A 16,808-nucleotide genomic window follows, 5' to 3' on the forward strand; every position below is an offset into this window, starting at 1 on the left:
GGTGTGACTCAAGTGACACGTGTGGCATTTATTCGATCGTTACCGATACGTGCGACGGCGGTGACCGGACGGCCCGCCGCGCCCGGCGCGCTCGCTAGAGTCAGGCGGATAGACACCACCACCCCCACCACGGCCGCGCCGGCGGCGCGGCTGCGGGCGGCCGCGCCGGTGCTGTTGCTGGTCAGCGTCGCCGCGCGGCTGGCCTGGACGTACCTGGCGCCCAACGGCGCGAACTTCGTCGACCTGCACGTCTACCTCGGCGGCTCCGCGGCCCTCGACCACCCCGGCACCCTGTACAGCTACGCCTACGCCGATCAGACGCCGGACTTCCCGCTGCCGTTCACCTATCCGCCGTTCGCGGCGGTCGTCTTCTACCCGCTGCACCTGTTGCCGTTCGGGCTCGTCGCCTTCCTGTGGCAGCTCGCGACCATGGCCGCGTTGTACGGCGCGATACGGATCAGCCAGCGCCTGATGGGCTGCCCCGCCGGCGCCGGGCGCCGGGTGGCGATGGCGTGGACGGCGGTCACCATCTGGATCGAGCCGCTGCGCAGCACCTTCGACTACGGGCAGGTCAACGTGTTGCTCATGGTCGCGGTGCTGTGGGCCGTCTACACCACTCGGTGGTGGCTGTCGGGGTTGCTGATCGGGGTCGCGGCCGGGATCAAGCTGACGCCGGCGATCTCCGGCCTCTACCTACTCGGCGTGCGGCGGTGGGGCGCGGTGGCGTTTTCGGCGGTCGTCTTCGCCGGCACCGTCGGCGTGTCGGCCCTGATCGCCGGCGACCAGGCGCGCTACTACTTCACCCACCTTTTGGGCGACGCGCGCCGGGTCGGGCCGATCGGCACGTCGTTCAACCAGTCCTGGCGCGGCGGCATCTCCCGGATCCTGGGCCACGACGCCGGCTTCGGCCCGTTGGTTCTCGCCGCCGTCGCCGCCACGGCGGTGCTGGCCGTCCTGGCCTGGCGGGCGCTGGAGCCCACCGACCGGCTGGGCAGGCTGCTGGTGGTCGAGCTCTTCGGGCTGCTGCTGTCGCCGATCTCGTGGACGCACCACTGGGTGTGGCTGGTGCCGCTGATGATGTGGGCCATCCACGGCGCGCCGCGTCGACGCCCCGGCGCGCGGGTCGTGGGCTGGGGCTGGCTGGCGCTGACGATCGTCGGCGTGCCGTGGTTGCTGAGCTTCGCGCAGCCGACCATCTGGGAGATCGGCCGCCCGTGGTACCTGGCGTGGGCCGGGCTGGTCTACATCGTGGCGGCGGTGGCGACGCTGATCTGGATCGCGGCCACCGGCAGCCGCGCCGAGCCGGAGCGCTAGCCCCCGAGGATCCCGTCGATGTCGCGAGCCATGTCGACGTCGTTCTGGGTGATGCCGCCCTCGGAATGCGTGACGAGTGCGAAAGTGACTGTCCGCCAACGAATGTCGATGTCGGGGTGATGGTCCTTGCTCTCGGCGTGCTCGGCCACCCGGCGCACCGCGTCGATGCCGTCGAGGAAGCTTCCAAACTTGATCGAGCGGCGCAGCGCGCCGCCGGAACGTTCCCATCCGTTGAGTCCGGGCAGTGCGGCGTCCACTTGCTCATCCGTTAACACAGCCATCTTTCGACCGTATACCGTCTCAGGCCATGCCGACCCAGATCGTCGTCGCCGCCGCGGTCATCTCGGGCTCCCGGCTCCTGGTCGCGCAGCGCGCGCGACCGCCGGAGCTGGCCGGGCGCTGGGAACTGCCCGGCGGCAAGGTCGCTCCCGGCGAGACCGAGCGCGACGCGCTGGCCCGGGAGCTGACCGAGGAGCTGGGCCTGCGGCCCGGCGACTTTGCCGTGGGCGACCGGCTCGGCGCCGACGTCCCGCTCAACGGCGCGATGACGCTGCGCGCGTACCGGGTGCGTCTGGATCGCGGTGAACCGCACCCACACGACCACCAGTCGCTGCGCTGGGTGACCGCCGCAGAACTGCCCGACGTCGACTGGGTGCCGGCCGATCGGGCCTGGTTGGGGGACCTCGCCCGGGCGCTGTGAGCAGCCTCATAACCGGTCCACAGGTTTCGTCCAGTCAACCTTCAGCGCTGTTCCAGCTGACACGCGTGGAATCGAACGGTAATAACCCAAAAAGTCCCCCTAACCTCGATTTGCATGCCGGTAGCGATCCCGATGGTTGTTTGCGGCGGTGTGGTCACGGCCGACACACCGGCTACCGGGGTGTGCGCACCACGTAACCCCGCATTGACGGCAAAAACACGCGCTAGCAGCGCGCACCCGGCGCGGCTGGCAGGACTCCTGCCGGCTGCCTATCCTGGTGCGCTGGCGCGTGCCGCCCCGGCGCGATCGACCCAGGGACTCCCCGACACGACGAGCCGGAGTAGGAGGGTTACCCCTTGACCGTCACACCCCATATCGGTGGACCGCTCGAGGAGTTACTGGAGCGCAGCGGGCGATTTTTCACCCCGGGCGAATTCTCCGATGACCTGCGCACCGTCACCCGGCAGGGCGGCCGGGAAGGCGACGTCTTCTACCGCGACCGGTGGAGCCACGACAAGGTGGTCCGCTCGACGCACGGGGTGAACTGCACGGGCTCGTGCTCGTGGAAGATCTACGTCAAGGACGGGATCATCACCTGGGAAACCCAGCAGACCGACTACCCGTCGGTGGGCCCGGACCGGCCCGAATACGAGCCACGCGGCTGCCCCCGCGGCGCGTCGTTCTCCTGGTACAGCTACTCGCCCACCCGGGTGCGCTACCCGTACGCCCGCGGCGTGCTGGTGGAGATGTTCCGCGAGGCCAAGGCGCGCCTGGGTGACCCGGTGCTGGCGTGGGCCGACATTCAGGCCGACCCCGAGCGCCGGCTGCGCTACCAGCGGGCGCGCGGCAAGGGCGGGCTGGTGCGGATCACGTGGGCCGAGGCCACCGAGCTGATCGCGGCGGCCCACGTGCACACGATCAAGACCTACGGTCCGGACCGGGTCGCCGGCTTCTCCCCGATCCCGGCGATGTCGATGGTGTCCTACGCGGCCGGCTCGCGGTTCTACGAGCTGATCGGCGCTCCGATGACGTCGTTCTACGACTGGTACGCCGACCTGCCGGTGGCCTCGCCGCAGGTGTTCGGCGACCAGACCGACGTGCCGGAGTCGGGGGACTGGTGGGACGCCGCGTATTTGATGATGTGGGGCTCCAATGTCCCGATCACCCGGACGCCCGACGCGCACTGGATGGCCGAGGCTCGCTACCGCGGCACCAAGGTGGTGACCGTCAGCCCCGACTACGCCGACAACACCAAGTTCGCCGACGAGTGGATGCCGTGCGCCGCTGGCACCGACGGGGCGCTGGCCATGGCGATGGGCCACGTGATCCTGTCGGAATGCTATGTGCAAAACCGGGTTCCGTTCTTCGCCGACTTCGCGCGCCGCTATACCGACCTGCCGTTTTTGATCAAGCTGGAACAGCGCGGCGACATGCTGGTTCCGGGCAAGAACCTGACGGCGGCCGACATCGGGGGCGCGGCGGAGAACGCCTCGCTGAAGCCGGCGGTGCTCGACGAGGCGACGAATTCCGTTGTGGTGCCGCATGGTTCGCTCGGCTTCCGGTACGGCGAGGACGGCGTCGGCAAGTGGAACCTCGACCTCGGCGACGTGCTGCCCGCGCTCAGCGTCGCCGACGCGCCCACCGGCGAAGACGATCCCGGCACGGCGCTGGTCCACCTGCCCAGCTTCGACACCGTCAACGGCGAGGGCAGCACGGTGGCGCGCGGCGTGCCGGTGCGCCGAGTCGGCAACCACCTGGTGTGCACGGTGTTCGACCTGATGCTGGCCCAGTACGCGGTGGCGCGCCCGGGCCTGCCCGGTGCCTGGCCCACCGGCTACGACGACGCGACCCACCAGAACACCCCGGCCTGGCAGGAGCCGATCACCGGCGTGTCGGCCGCGCAGGCCATCCGCGTCGCCAAAGAATTCGCCCGCAGCGCCGAGGAGTCCGGCGGCCGCTCGATGATCATCATGGGCGGCGGCATCTGCCACTGGTTCCACAGCGACGCGATCTACCGCGCGGTGCTGGCGCTGCTGATGCTGACCGGGTCGATGGGCCGCAACGGCGGGGGCTGGGCCCACTACGTCGGCCAGGAGAAGGTCCGTCCGCTCACCGGCTTTCAGACCATGGCGATGGCCACCGACTGGTCGCGCCCGCCGCGCCAGGTGCCCGGCGCCTCCTACTGGTACGCCCACACCGACCAGTGGCGTTACGACGGGTACGGCGCCGACAAGCTGGCCAGTCCCATTGGGCGGGGCCGGTTTTCGGGCAAACACACCATGGACGTGCTGGCCTCGGCGGTGGCGATGGGGTGGAGCCCGTTCTATCCGCAGTTCGACCGGTCCAGCCTGGACGTCGCCGACGAGGCGCGCGAGGCCGATCGCGACGTCGCCGAGTACGTCGCCGAGCAGCTCGGCCAGCGCAAGCTCAGGCTCTCGGTGACCGACCCCGACAACCCGGTCAACTGGCCCCGCGTGCTCACCGTGTGGCGGGCCAACCTGATCGGCTCGTCGGGCAAGGGCGGAGAGTACTTCCTGCGCCATCTGCTGGGCACCGATTCCAACGCGACTGCGCAGCCGCCGCAGGACGGGGTGCGGCCCGTCGACGTGGCGTGCGGCGCCGAAATCCCCGAGGGCAAGCTCGATTTGATGATGTCGATCGACTTCCGGATGACCTCGACGACGCTGGTGTCCGACGTGGTGTTGCCGGCGGCCACCTGGTACGAGAAGGCCGACCTGTCCAGCACCGACATGCACCCGTACGTGCATGCGTTCAGCGCCGCCACCGATCCGCCGTGGGAAACCCGTTCGGATTTCGACGCTTTCGGCGCGATCGCCCGCGCGTTCAGCGGGATGGCCAAGCGCCACCTGGGCACCCGCAGCGACGTGGTGCTCACCGCGCTGCAGCACGACACCCCGGACGCGATGGCCTACCCCGACGGCACCGAGAAGGACTGGCTGCGCAACGGCGCCACCCCGGTCCCGGGGCAGACGATGGGCAAACTCACCGTGGTGGAACGCGACTACGCAGCCATCCACGAGAAGTGGCTGACCCTGGGCCCGCTGGTCGATCAGTTCGGGGTGACCACCAAGGGCATCACGGTGCACCCGTTCCGCGAGGTCGAGGAATTGGCCGCGCGCTTCGGCGTGATGAATTCCGGTGTGGCGGCGGGTCGCCCGGCCATCACCACCGCCCAGCGGATGGCCGACGTGCTGTTGATCCTCTCGGGAACCACCAACGGCAGGCTGGCCGTCGAGGGCTTCCGCGAGCTGGAGAAGCGCACCGGTCAGCGGCTGGCGCACCTGGCCGAGGGCAGCGAGGAGCGCCGGATCACCTACGCCGACACCCAGGCCCGTCCGGTCCCGGTGATCACCAGCCCGGAATGGTCGGGCAGCGAAACCGGCGGCCGCCGCTACGCCCCGTTCACCATCAACATCGAGCACCTCAAGCCGTTTCACACGCTCACCGGGCGGATGCACTTCTATCTGGCCCACGACTGGGTCGAGGAGCTCGGCGAGCACCTGCCGGTCTTCCGGCCGCCGCTGGACATGGCGCGGCTGTTCGGCCAGCCCGAACTGGGGTCCGTCCCCGACGAGGGGATCGGGCTGACCGTGCGGTATCTGACCCCGCACTCGAAGTGGTCGTTTCACTCCACCTACCAGGACAACCTGTACATGCTGTCGCTGTCCCGGGGCGGCCCGACGATGTGGATGAGTCCCGGCGACGCCGCGAAAATACAAGTGCGCGACAACGATTGGGTGGAGGCGGTCAACGCCAACGGGATCTACGTGTGCCGGGCGATCGTGTCGCACCGGATGCCCGACGGGGTGGTGTTCGTCTACCACGTCCAGGAACGCACCGTGGACACCCCGCGCACCGAGACCAACAACAAGCGCGGGGGCAATCACAACGCGCTGACCCGGGTGCGCATCAAGCCCAGCCACCTCGCCGGCGGCTACGGCCAGCACGCCTTCGCGTTCAACTATTTGGGCCCCACGGGCAACCAGCGCGACGAGGTGACGGTGGTGCGTCGCCGCAGCCAGGAGGTGGTGTACTGACATGAAGGTCATGGCGCAGATGGCGATGGTGATGAACCTCGACAAATGCATCGGCTGCCACACCTGCTCGGTCACCTGCAAGCAGGCGTGGACCAACCGCAGCGGCACCGAGTACGTGTGGTTCAACAACGTCGAAACCCGCCCCGGGCAAGGCTATCCGCGCACCTACGAGGACCAGGAGCGCTGGCGCGGCGGGTGGATCCGCGACAAGAAGGGCCGGCTGCGGTTGCGCGACGGCGGCCGGCTGAGCAAGCTGCTGCGGATCTTCGCCAACCCCAAGCTGCCGACCCTCGACGAGTACTACGAGCCGTGGACCTACGACTACGAGAACCTGACCACCGCACCGGCGGGCGATACGTTCCCGACCGCCGCGCCGCGCAGCCTGATCACCGGCAAGCCGATGAAGGTCTCGTGGGGTCCGAACTGGGACGACAACCTGGCCGGGTCACCGGAAATCCTTTCCGGCGACCCGATTTTGAAAAAGGTCTCCGAGGACGTCAAGCTCAAGCTCGAAGAGACCTTCATGTTCTACCTGCCGCGGATCTGCGAGCACTGCCTCAACCCCTCCTGCGTCGCGTCGTGCCCGTCGGGCGCGATGTACAAGCGCAGCGAGGACGGCATCGTGCTGGTCGACCAGGACCGCTGCCGCGGATGGCGGATGTGCGTGTCCGGATGCCCCTACAAGAAGGTGTATTTCAACCACAAGACCGGCAAGGCCGAGAAGTGCACGCTGTGCTACCCGCGGATCGAGGTCGGCCTGCCGACGATCTGCTCGGAGACCTGCGTGGGCCGGCTGCGCTATCTCGGGCTGGTGCTCTACGACGCCGACCGGGTGCTGGAGGCCGCGTCGGTGGAAAACGACACCGATCTCTACGAGGCGCAGCGCCGGATCCTGTTGGATCCCAACGCTCCCGAGGTGATCGCCGCCGCGCGGGCCGAGGGGATCGCCGACGAGTGGATCGAGGCCGCGCAGCGCTCGCCGGTGTACGCGTTGATCAACAAGTACAAGGTGGCGCTGCCGTTGCACCCCGAATACCGGACCATGCCGATGGTCTGGTACATCCCGCCGCTGTCGCCGGTGGTCGACGCGGTCAGCCGCGACGGGCACGACGGCGAGGAACTGGGCAACCTGTTCGGCGCGCTCGACGCGCTGCGCATCCCGATGCAGTACCTGGCCGAGTTGTTCACCGCCGGCGACACCGCCGTCGTCGAGGGTGTGCTGCGGCGGCTGGCGGCGATGCGCTCGTACATGCGCGACATCAACCTCGGCCGCGACACCCAGCCCCACATCCCGCATGCCGTCGGGATGACCGAAGAAGAGATCTACGAGATGTACCGGCTGCTGGCGATCGCGAAATACGAAGAGCGCTACGTCATCCCGACCGCGTTCAGCCCGCAGGCCAAGGACCTGGAGGAGATGGGCTGCTCGCTGTCGGGCGAGGGCGGCCCGGGGATGTACGAATCCGGCCCGTTCGGCGACGGCAGCGGCGCCCCGGTGCCCGTCGCCGTGGAGACCTTCCACGTCCTCAAGCAACAACGCCAGCGCGGGGACGGCGCGGAAGACGGCGATCGCCCCCGCGGCGGCGGCCGCTCCCGGGTCAACCTGCTCAACTGGGACGGCAACGGCACCCCCGCCGGCCTGTTCCCCGAGGCCGGCGAATGAGGCTACTCAGGCAGGCCCGGGACCGCGCGGGCAATAGGACGATGCAGGACCGGTTGGTGTGGCAGGCGGCGTCGCTGCTGCTGGCTTACCCGGACGAGGGGCTGGCCGGCCGGCTGGACACCGTCGAGGAACTGCTGTCCCACCTCGCCGGGACCGCGGCGGCGCAGCTGGGCCACACGGTCGCGGCCCTGCGCGGTCTCGACCCGATGGCCGCCGAGATCGGCTACGTCGAGACGTTCGACATGCGCCGGCGCAACACCATGTACCTGACGTACTGGACGGCCGGGGACACCCGCAACCGCGGCCGGGAGATGCTGGCGTTCGCGACCGCCTACCGCGACGCCGGCGTCGAGCCGCCGCGCACCGAGGCGCCCGATCACCTGCCCGTCGTGCTCGAGTTCGCCGCGACCGTCGACGCCGAGGTGGGGCGCCGGTTGCTGACCGAGCACCGGGTTCCCATCGACGTGTTGCGGAAAGCGCTGGCGGACACCAACTCTCCCTATGAACACACCATCGCGGCGGTCTGCGAGACGCTGCCGGCGGGCACCGACGAAGAGGCGCGCCGCGCCGAACGCCAGGCCCGCCATCTCTGGGAGGCCGGCCCGCCCACCGAAGCCGTTGGGCTGCAACCGTTCACCTTGACCGTTCCGCCGAAGCGCACCGAGGGGGCCTGACGTTGGTTCACATGAAGTTGCTCGAGATCTTCTGGGACGACATCCCCTACGCCGTCCTGGCGGCCGCGGCCGTGGGCACCTGGTGGCGCTACCGTTACGACAAGTTCGGCTGGACCACCCGCTCGTCGCAGATCTACGAGTCCAAGCTGCTCTCGATCGGCAGCCCGCTGTTTCACTTCGGCAGCCTCGCGGTCATCGCGGGCCACATCATGGGCCTGTTCGTCCCGGAATGGCTGACCGAGGACATCGGGATGAGCGACCACATCTATCACCTGCAGGCGCTGCTGCTCGGCGTGCCCGCCGGGTTCGCCACCCTGATCGGCATCGGGCTGCTGGTCTACCGGCGGCGCGCCTACGGCGCCGTCTACCTGGCCACCACCCGCAACGACAAGCTGATGTACCTCGTGCTGGTGTGCGCCCTGGTGGCCGGCATGGCCTGCACGCTGGCCGGGGCCACCCACTTCGGCGAGCTGCACGACTACCGGCAAAAGGTGTCGGTCTGGTTCCGGTCGATCTGGATCCTCGATCCGCGCGGGGACCTGATGGCGCACGCCGCGTTCTACTACCAGATCCACGTGTTCATCGCGCTCGCGTTGTTCGCGCTGTGGCCGTTCACCCGGCTGGTGCACGCGTTCAGCGCCCCGATCGCCTACCTGTTCCGGCCCTACATCGTGTATCGCAGCCGGGAAGTGTCGGACAAACCGGAGCTGATCGGCTCGGCGCCGCGGCGCCCCGGCTGGTAGGCGGCCAACAGCCGGTTCGCTATCTGGGGCGCAAGGCTGCCAGAATCTCCGACGTGCCATTTCGCAACGTCGCCATCGTCGCCCACGTCGACCACGGGAAAACCACCCTGGTCGACGCCATGCTGCGGCAGTCCGGCGCGCTGCACCACCGCGGTGACGACACCCAGGAACGCATCATGGACAGCGGTGACCTGGAGAAGGAAAAGGGCATCACGATCCTGGCCAAGAACACCGCCGTGCACCGCCACCACGAGGATGGAACCGTCACGGTCATCAACGTGATCGACACGCCCGGGCACGCGGACTTCGGCGGCGAGGTCGAGCGCGGGCTGTCCATGGTCGACGGGGTGCTGCTGCTGGTCGACGCCTCCGAGGGCCCGCTGCCGCAGACGCGGTTCGTGCTGCGCAAGGCGCTGGCCGCGCACCTGCCGGTCATCCTGGTCGTGAACAAGACCGACCGGCCCGACGCGCGCATCGCCGAGGTCGTCGAGGACAGCCACGACCTGTTGCTCGACGTGGCATCGGATCTCGACGACGAGGCGGCCGCCGCGGCCGAGCACGCGCTGGGCCTGCCGACGCTGTACGCCTCCGGGCGCGCCGGCGTGGTCAGCACCACCCAGCCCACCGACGGCAGTGTTCCCGACGGCACCAATCTGGACCCGCTCTTCGAGGTCCTCGAGGAGCACGTGCCGCCCCCCAAGGGCGACCCGGACGCGCCGCTGCAGGCCCTGGTCACCAACCTGGACGCGTCGGCGTTTCTGGGCCGGCTGGCGCTGATCCGCATCTACAACGGGCGCATCCGCAAGGGCCAGCAGGTGGCGTGGATGCGCGAGGTGGACGGGGTGCCCGTCATCACCAGCGCCAAGATCACCGAATTGCTTGCGACCGAAGGCGTCGAGCGCAGCGCCACCGACGAGGCGGTCGCCGGCGATATCGTGGCCGTGGCGGGGCTGCCGGAGATCATGATCGGCGACACGCTGGCCGACCCCGACCACGCCCATGCGCTGCGGCGGATCACCGTCGACGAGCCGGCCATCTCGGTGACGGTGGGCACCAACACATCTCCGTTGGCGGGCAAGGTGTCCGGGCACAAGCTGACCGCACGCATGGTGCGCGGCCGGCTGGACACCGAGTTGGTGGGCAACGTCTCCATCCGGGTCGTCGACATCGGCCGGCCCGACGCGTGGGAGGTGCAGGGCCGCGGCGAACTGGCGCTGGCCGTGCTGGTCGAGCAGATGCGCCGCGAGGGTTTCGAGCTCACCGTCGGCAAGCCGCAGGTGGTCACCAAGACGATCGACGGCCGGCTCCATGAGCCGTTCGAGGCGATGACGATCGACTGTCCCGACGAATTCGTCGGAGCGATAACGCAATTGATGGCCGGCCGCAAGGGCCGCATGGAGGAGATGACCAACCATGCCGCCGGCTGGGTCCGGATGGATTTCGTGGTGCCCAGCCGCGGCCTGATCGGCTTCCGGACCGACTTCCTCACGATCACCCGGGGCACCGGCATCGCCAACGCCGTTTTCGACGGCTACCGGCCGTGGGCGGGGGAGATCCGGGCCCGGCACACCGGCTCGCTGGTGTCCGACCGCTCGGGCGTCATCACCCCGTTCGCGCTGCTGCAGCTCGCCGACCGCGGCCAGTTCTTCGTCGAGCCGGGCCAGGACACCTACGAGGGCATGGTCGTCGGAATCAACCCGCGCCCAGAGGATCTCGACATCAACGTCACCCGCGAGAAGAAGCTGACGAACATGCGCTCGTCGACCGCCGACGTGATGGAGACGCTGGCCAAGCCGCTCGAGCTCGACCTCGAACAGGCCATGGAGTTCTGCGCGGCCGACGAATGCGTCGAGGTGACGCCGGAGATCGTGCGGGTACGCAAGGTCGAGCTGGACGCCACCACGCGGGCCCGCAGCCGGGCGCGGGCCAAGGCCCGGGGCTAGCGCGCGTGCCGCCGGGACCCGGCTCGATACCCTGATGACCGTGCCGCGCCGAGCCCGCCGACTGTTCCTGACGGTCGGCGCCGTCGTCTCGCTGGCCGGGCTGGTGCTGGCGGCGTGCACCGTCAACCCGCCGCCGGCCCCGCAAAGCACCGACACGCCGCACAATTCGGCGCCGCCCCCGCAGCGGCCGACCCAGATCATCATGGGCATCGACTCGATCGGCGCCGGGTTCAACCCGCACCTGCTGTCGGATCTGTCGCCGGTGAACGCGGCGATCAGCGCGCTGGTGCTGCCCAGCGCGTTTCGGCCGGTGCCCGACCCCACCACGCCGACGGGCTCGCGCTGGGAGATGGACCCAACCCTGCTGGTGTCGGCGGAGGTGACCGGCCAAAACCCGTTCACCGTGGCCTACAAGATCCGGCCAGAGGCGCAGTGGACCGACAACGCCCCGATCGCCGCCGACGACTTCTGGTACCTGTGGCGCCAGATGGTCAGCCAGCCCGGCGTGGTCGACCCGGCCGGCTACGACCTCATCACCGGCGTGCAGTCGCTGGAGGGCGGCAAGCAGGCCGTGGTCACCTTCGCCCAGCCGTACCCGGCCTGGAAGGAGCTGTTCAGCGACATCCTGCCGGCGCACATCGTCAAGGACGTCCCCGGCGGTTTCGCCGCCGGGCTGGTCCGCGCGCTGCCGGTCACCGGCGGGCAGTTCCGGGTGGAGAGCATCGACCCGCAGCGCGACGAGATCCTGATCGCCCGCAACGACCGGTACTGGGGGCCGCCGGCCAAGCCCGCCCTGATTTTGTTCCGCCGGGCCGGGGCGCCGGCCGCGCTGGCCGACTCGGTGCGCAACGGCGACACCCAGGTGGCCCAGGTGCACGGCGGCTCGGCGGCCTTCGCGCAGCTGTCGGCCATCCCGGACGTGCGGACCGCCCGGATCGTGACGCCGCGGGTCATGCAGCTCACGCTGCGCGCCAACGAGTCGAAGCTGGCCGACGCGCAGGTCCGCAAGGCGATCCTGGGGCTGCTCGACGTCGACCTGCTCGCGGCCGTGGGGGCGGGCAGCGACAACACCGTCACGCTGGACCAGGCGCAGATCCGGTCGCCGAGCGACCCGGGCTACGAGCCGACCGCCCCGCCCGCGATGACGACGCCGGCGGCGCTGGCGCTGCTGTCGGCGTCGGGCTTCCAGGTCGAGGCGACCTCGTCGACCTCGCCGGCGCCCACCCCGCCCACCACGGGGCCGCCGGAGGTGATCCGCGGCCGGATCAGCAAGGACGGCCAACAGCTTTCGCTGGTGATCGGGGTCGCCGCGAACGACCCCACCTCGGTCGCGGTGGCCAACACGGCCGCCGACCAGCTGCGCAACGTCGGCATCTACGCGACCGTGCTGGCGCTCGACCCGGTGACGCTGTATCGCGACGCGCTGACCAACAACCAGGTGGACGCGATCGTCGGCTGGCATCAGGCCGGCGGCAACCTGGCGACGCTGCTGGCCTCGCGCTACGGCTGCCCCGCGCTGCAGTCCACGCAGGTGCCGACCTCGAATGCGGCGGCGCCCGGTTCCTCCACCCCGGCCGCGCTCACGCCGACCGCCGCCCCGGGCCCGAGCACCACCCCCACCCCGTCGCCGCCCGCCAACCCGCCCGAGCCCGGCGCGCTGGTGCAGGCGCCGTCGAACCTCACCGGCATCTGCGACCGCAGCATTCAGTCCAACATCGATGCCGCGCTCAACGGCACCAAGGCCATCAACGACGTGATCACCGCGGTCGAACCGCGGCTGTGGAACATGTCGACGGTCCTGCCGATCCTGCAGGACACCACGATCGTCGCCGCCGGGCCCAGCGTGCAGCACGTCAGCCTGTCGGGCGCGGTGCCGGTCGGCATCGTCGGCGACGCCGGCCAGTGGATCAAGACCGGGCCGTAGGGCGGTGCCGGGGCTTCAAATTCTGAAAACCGCACTTTCCGAAACGCCGGTTTTCGTCTGGACGAGGCGCTACGCTCGGGACGTCCCCAGCAGCCCTGCGGCCGGAGGTGCACGATGTCCTTCCTGATCGCGACGCCGGAATTGGTTTCCGCGGCGACGACGGACCTGGCGAACCTCGCCTCGACGATCGGCTCGGCCAACGGCGCGGTGGCCGCCGCGACAACGGGGATTTTGCCGGCCGCCGCCGACGAGGTGTCGGCGGGGATCGCGGCGATGTTCGGCGCGCACGGCCAGCTGTATCAGGCGCTCAGCGCGCAGGCGGCGCAGTTCCACGAGCAGTTCGTGCAGACCATGGCGGCCACGGCCGGCGCGTATGCCAACGCCGAGGCCAATGTGGTGCAGACCCTGACGGGTTCCACGCCCGCGGCCGTCCAGGCGGCCGCGAACACGCCGGGCAGCCTGCTGCAGCAGATCGAGACGGCGCAGGTCAACTTCAACACCAACCTGGTCGCCGGCGAGCTCAAGTTCAACCAGTCGCTGCTCACCAACGAGGTGGGGCTGGAGAAAGCGATCTTCGGCACCGACAGCGCCCTCAACGGGGTCGTCAACCGCGGCTTCAACGTCGGCAACCTGCTGTGGGGGACGGGCCAGCAAGCGCTCAATACCCTTGTGGGAGCGCCGGTTCCGACGAACTTCACGTCCAGCCTGCTGCTCGGCAGCGCGCAGCAGGTGTTCAACAGCGGCGCGATCGGCGGCCCTCTGGGGGCCTTCGATCAGAGCCTGGTGGTCGGCGCCGACTTCGCCGGGCTGGTCCTGGGCAGCCCGCCCGGCCAGGCGATGCTGAGCGTGCTGCCCGCGTCCACCCAGGCGGCGATCGTCAGCGCGCCGGCGAATTTCCTGCAGGGGCTGGAGACGGCGCAGATCAATTTCAACACCAACCTGATCAACGGCGAGTTCAACTTCAACCACACGTTGCTCACCAACGAGATCGGGTTGGAGAAGGCGATCTTCGGCACCGACTCCGCACTCAACGGCACCGTCAACCGCGCGTTCAACGTCGGCAACCTTTTCGTCGGCACCGGTGAGCAGGTCGTCAACGGCTTCTCGGGCGCGTTGCCCCCGCAGCTGGCCTTCAACCAGAGCCTGCTCACCGGTAGCGCACAGCAAACCTTCAACGGCGGACAGATCGCCGGCCCGGTGGGATCCTTCGACCAGAGCCTGGCGTTCGGCGCCGATCTGGCCGGCCTCTTCGTCGGCGCCTGACGTCCGGCGGCCGCGCGATCCGATGGCGCATCGGGCACGCATCGGGCCGGTGAATCGAATGTAACGAATTAATCACGGTTTTGCCGGATCGACCATTCACTACGGCAATACTTGCAAATAGGCATTTTCAGCACGCCATTTCGATACGCTGCGGGCATCGTGAAACCCGCCCAATGGGCAAAAGGGGGGGATTGCGGTCACTTTGCGCTGAACCGGGGAGGTCAGAATGTCGTTTCTCGTCGTGGGGCCGGAACTAATCGCCGATGCCGCATCGAATTTGGCGAACATCGGGTCCCTGATCGGTACGGCGAACACCGCGGCGGCCGCCGCGACCACGGGGGTGCTGCCCGCCGCAGCCGATGAGGTTTCGGCGCAAATTGCCGCGCTGTTTTCCTCGCACGCGGCCGGCTACCAACAACTCAGCGCACAGGCGGCGGCGTTCCACCAACAGTTCGTGCAAAATCTGACCGCCGGCGCCACCACCTACGCGGCCGCCGAGGTGAACGTCGTGCAGACCCTGGCGAGCGCGGTGCCCGCGGCGGCCTTCGACTTCAGCGCCGGGCTGGGCGGGCTGCAGGCCGCCCTGACCGCCGAGTTGGCCGGGCTCGGCGCCTCGATCAACGGCGCCCTGACGGCGACGTTCGGCGCCAACCTGCTCGGGCTGGCGCCGCTCGGCGCGGCCATCGCGACGCAAATCAACGGCGGGCTGTCGACCCTGGCGCAGACCGGCGGCGCCATCGCCACCAACCTCGGCAGCGGCCTGTCCGGGCTGGCCGGCGGCTTCAACGCCGCCCTGCCGGGGCTGTCGGCCAGCCTCAACGGCGGCCTGTCCGGGTTGGGCGGTTCGTTCAACGGCGCTCTCAACGCCGCCCTGTCGGGCAGCCTCAACGGCAGTCTCGCGGGGCTGGTCCCGCTCGGCGCCGCGCTGACGGCGGGCTTCAACAGCGGGCTGTCGACGCTGGCGCAGACCAGCGGGGCTCTGGCGAACAGCTTCGCCGCCGGAATCAATGGCCTGGCAACCGCTTTCGGCGCCGCGCTGCCCGCGCTCTCGGGCGGCTTCGCCGCCATGCTGCCGGGGCTGTCGGCCAGTTTGGGTGGCAGCCTGTCGGGCCTGGGCGGGGCGATCAATGCCGCCCTGTCGGGCGGCCTCAACCTCGGCGGCAGCCTGGCGGGGCTGGGGCCGCTCGGCGCAACGCTGGCGGCGAACATCAACAGCGGCCTATCGGGATTGGCGCAGACCGGCGGGGCGCTGGCGACGAGCCTGGGCGCCGGGCTCTCCGGCCTGACCGCGGGGCTGCCGGGGCTGGGCGCGATCAACGCCGCGCTGAACGCGGCTCTGTCGGGCGGCCTCGGCGGCAGCCTGTCCGGCCTGGGCGGCCTGCTGCAGACCGGCGCGTCGCTGTTCGCCAACCTGCCCGGCCTGGCCGGCGGCTTCGCGCTGCCGGCCAACCTGAACGCCGCGCTGGCGGCGCTGGGCGGCATCTTCGGGTTCAGCCCGAACCTGGCCGCCAACATCGGCATCGGCCTGTCCGGCCTGGGCGCCCAGCTCAGCGCCGCGCTGAACGGCGGCCTCGCCGCCGGGATCACCGGGCTGCCCACCATGCTGGCCAACATCATCGCCCCGTACCAGACGTTGTTCGCCTCGACCTCGCCCGCCGCGTTCTTCGCGCAGCTGCAGGGCATGGAACTCGGCTTCAACGCGAACCTGATCGCCAACGAGCTCCTCTTCAACGGGGCCCTGGTCGCGCAGGAGACGGCGATCGAGACGGCCCTGTTCGGCGGCACCGGAGCCGTGGGCGGCGTGCTGGACAGCGTCTTCAACGCCGCGAACATGCTGGTGGGCGCCGGCGAGGTGGGCTTCGACAGCCTCCTGGGAGCGCAGCTTCCCGCCGGCGGCGCGCTGCTGGCCAGCCTCCTCATGGGCAACCCGGCCAACATCATCGGCGGCGGCGCGCTCGGCGGGATCCTGGGCGCCATCGACACCAAGTTCCTGTGGGACCTCAACGTCGTCGGCGCGGTGGCCAGCGCGTTCACCGGCAACGGTGCCCTGCAGGCCTCGCTGGGCGCGGCCATCAACGGCCTGGGCTTGCAGGCCTCGCTGACCGGGGCCCTCAACGGCTCGCTGCTGGCCGGGCTGCCCACGACGGGGGCGGCGCTGGTGGCCGCGCCGATCGCCGGGCTGCAGGGGCTGGCGTCGGGCCAGATCGCGTTCCTCAACAACGTGGTCGCGGCCGAGACGGGCTTCAACAACAACCTGCTCGCCAACGAGATCGCTTTCGAGACAGCCACATTCGGGACCAACAGCGCCTTCAACGGGGCACTCAACCGGCTTTTCAACGTGGGCAACCTGTTCATCTCCACCGGCGAGCAGACGGTCAATGGGCTGGTGAGTGGAATTCAGGCCCCGCCGCTGTTCCTGACCGGCAGCGCGGCGCAGGTCTTCAACGCCGGCAACATCGGCGGCCTGGAGGGCATCTTCAACCAGAGCCTGGCGTTCGGCGCCGACCTGGCCGGGCTCCTCTAACC

Annotated in this window: 11 protein-coding genes; 10 read left to right on the forward strand and 1 reads right to left on the reverse strand. The window is 69.8% G+C overall.

Annotation, left to right across the window (positions count from 1 at the left end):
• Positions 1–60 precede the first annotated feature (60 nt).
• The gene (locus AC5Y43_RS19910; RefSeq protein ID WP_499975250.1) at positions 61–1,314 is read left to right on the forward strand and encodes a mannosyltransferase; all 1,254 of its coding nucleotides are present in this window, start codon (positions 61–63) and stop codon (positions 1,312–1,314) included.
• Here the strand turns inward: AC5Y43_RS19910 and AC5Y43_RS19915 are convergent.
• Positions 1,311–1,595, reverse strand: coding sequence for a 4a-hydroxytetrahydrobiopterin dehydratase (locus AC5Y43_RS19915; RefSeq protein ID WP_499975252.1), 285 nt, complete (start codon positions 1,593–1,595; stop codon positions 1,311–1,313). The genes AC5Y43_RS19910 and AC5Y43_RS19915 overlap by 4 nt on opposite strands.
• Positions 1,596–1,621: 26 nt before the next feature.
• Between AC5Y43_RS19915 and AC5Y43_RS19920 the strand changes: the two genes are divergently transcribed.
• From AC5Y43_RS19920 to AC5Y43_RS19960, 9 genes are all read left to right on the forward strand, one after another.
• Positions 1,622–2,014 carry a (deoxy)nucleoside triphosphate pyrophosphohydrolase gene (locus tag AC5Y43_RS19920; RefSeq protein ID WP_499975254.1) on the forward strand — a complete coding sequence of 131 codons (393 nt, stop codon included), beginning with the start codon at positions 1,622–1,624 and terminating at the stop codon, positions 2,012–2,014.
• A gap of 356 nt (positions 2,015–2,370) precedes the next feature.
• A complete protein-coding gene (locus AC5Y43_RS19925; RefSeq protein WP_499975255.1) occupies positions 2,371–6,072 on the forward strand; it encodes a nitrate reductase subunit alpha in 3,702 nt (1,233 codons plus the stop codon).
• 1 nt (position 6,073) lies between these two features.
• Positions 6,074–7,735, forward strand: a complete 1,662-nt coding sequence (gene narH / locus AC5Y43_RS19930; protein WP_499975257.1) for a nitrate reductase subunit beta — start codon at positions 6,074–6,076, stop codon at positions 7,733–7,735.
• Complete coding sequence (gene narJ / locus AC5Y43_RS19935) at positions 7,732–8,409, forward strand: nitrate reductase molybdenum cofactor assembly chaperone (RefSeq protein ID WP_499975258.1); 678 nt, start codon at positions 7,732–7,734, stop codon at positions 8,407–8,409. Before narH ends, narJ begins: the two co-directional genes overlap by 4 nt.
• An 11-nt stretch (positions 8,410–8,420) precedes the next feature.
• Positions 8,421–9,152, forward strand: a complete 732-nt coding sequence (narI, locus tag AC5Y43_RS19940) for a respiratory nitrate reductase subunit gamma (protein WP_499975259.1) — start codon at positions 8,421–8,423, stop codon at positions 9,150–9,152.
• Positions 9,153–9,205: 53 nt separating this feature from the next.
• Entirely contained in the window at positions 9,206–11,095 is a 1,890-nt protein-coding gene (gene typA, locus AC5Y43_RS19945; RefSeq protein ID WP_499975261.1) for a translational GTPase TypA, read from the forward strand.
• A 34-nt stretch (positions 11,096–11,129) separates the two neighbouring features.
• Positions 11,130–13,019: an ABC transporter family substrate-binding protein gene (locus AC5Y43_RS19950; protein ID WP_499975262.1), complete on the forward strand. Its 1,890-nt coding sequence runs from the start codon at positions 11,130–11,132 to the stop codon at positions 13,017–13,019.
• Positions 13,020–13,133: 114 nt separating this feature from the next.
• Entirely contained in the window at positions 13,134–14,282 is a 1,149-nt protein-coding gene (locus AC5Y43_RS19955) for a PE family protein (protein WP_499975263.1), read from the forward strand.
• A 226-nt stretch (positions 14,283–14,508) separates the two neighbouring features.
• Positions 14,509–16,806 (forward strand): PE domain-containing protein, encoded by a 2,298-nt coding sequence (locus tag AC5Y43_RS19960; protein WP_499975265.1) that lies wholly within the window; start codon positions 14,509–14,511, stop codon positions 16,804–16,806.
• Positions 16,807–16,808: the final 2 nt, after the last annotated feature.

This window comes from Mycobacterium sp. NGS57 (assembly GCF_059812405.1).

What these genes read in the sequence shown, in the direction of transcription:
- AC5Y43_RS19915 (WP_499975252.1), bottom strand. Translation starts at nt 1,595, where the DNA reads ATGGCTGTGTTAACGGATGAGCAAGTGGACGCCGCACTGCCCGGACTC.
- AC5Y43_RS19920 (WP_499975254.1), top strand. Translation starts at nt 1,622, where the DNA reads ATGCCGACCCAGATCGTCGTCGCCGCCGCGGTCATCTCGGGCTCCCGG.
- narH (WP_499975257.1), top strand. Translation starts at nt 6,074, where the DNA reads ATGAAGGTCATGGCGCAGATGGCGATGGTGATGAACCTCGACAAATGC.
- narJ (WP_499975258.1), top strand. Translation starts at nt 7,732, where the DNA reads ATGAGGCTACTCAGGCAGGCCCGGGACCGCGCGGGCAATAGGACGATG.
- narI (WP_499975259.1), top strand. Translation starts at nt 8,421, where the DNA reads ATGAAGTTGCTCGAGATCTTCTGGGACGACATCCCCTACGCCGTCCTG.
- AC5Y43_RS19950 (WP_499975262.1), top strand. Translation starts at nt 11,130, where the DNA reads ATGACCGTGCCGCGCCGAGCCCGCCGACTGTTCCTGACGGTCGGCGCC.
- AC5Y43_RS19955 (WP_499975263.1), top strand. Translation starts at nt 13,134, where the DNA reads ATGTCCTTCCTGATCGCGACGCCGGAATTGGTTTCCGCGGCGACGACG.
- AC5Y43_RS19960 (WP_499975265.1), top strand. Translation starts at nt 14,509, where the DNA reads ATGTCGTTTCTCGTCGTGGGGCCGGAACTAATCGCCGATGCCGCATCG.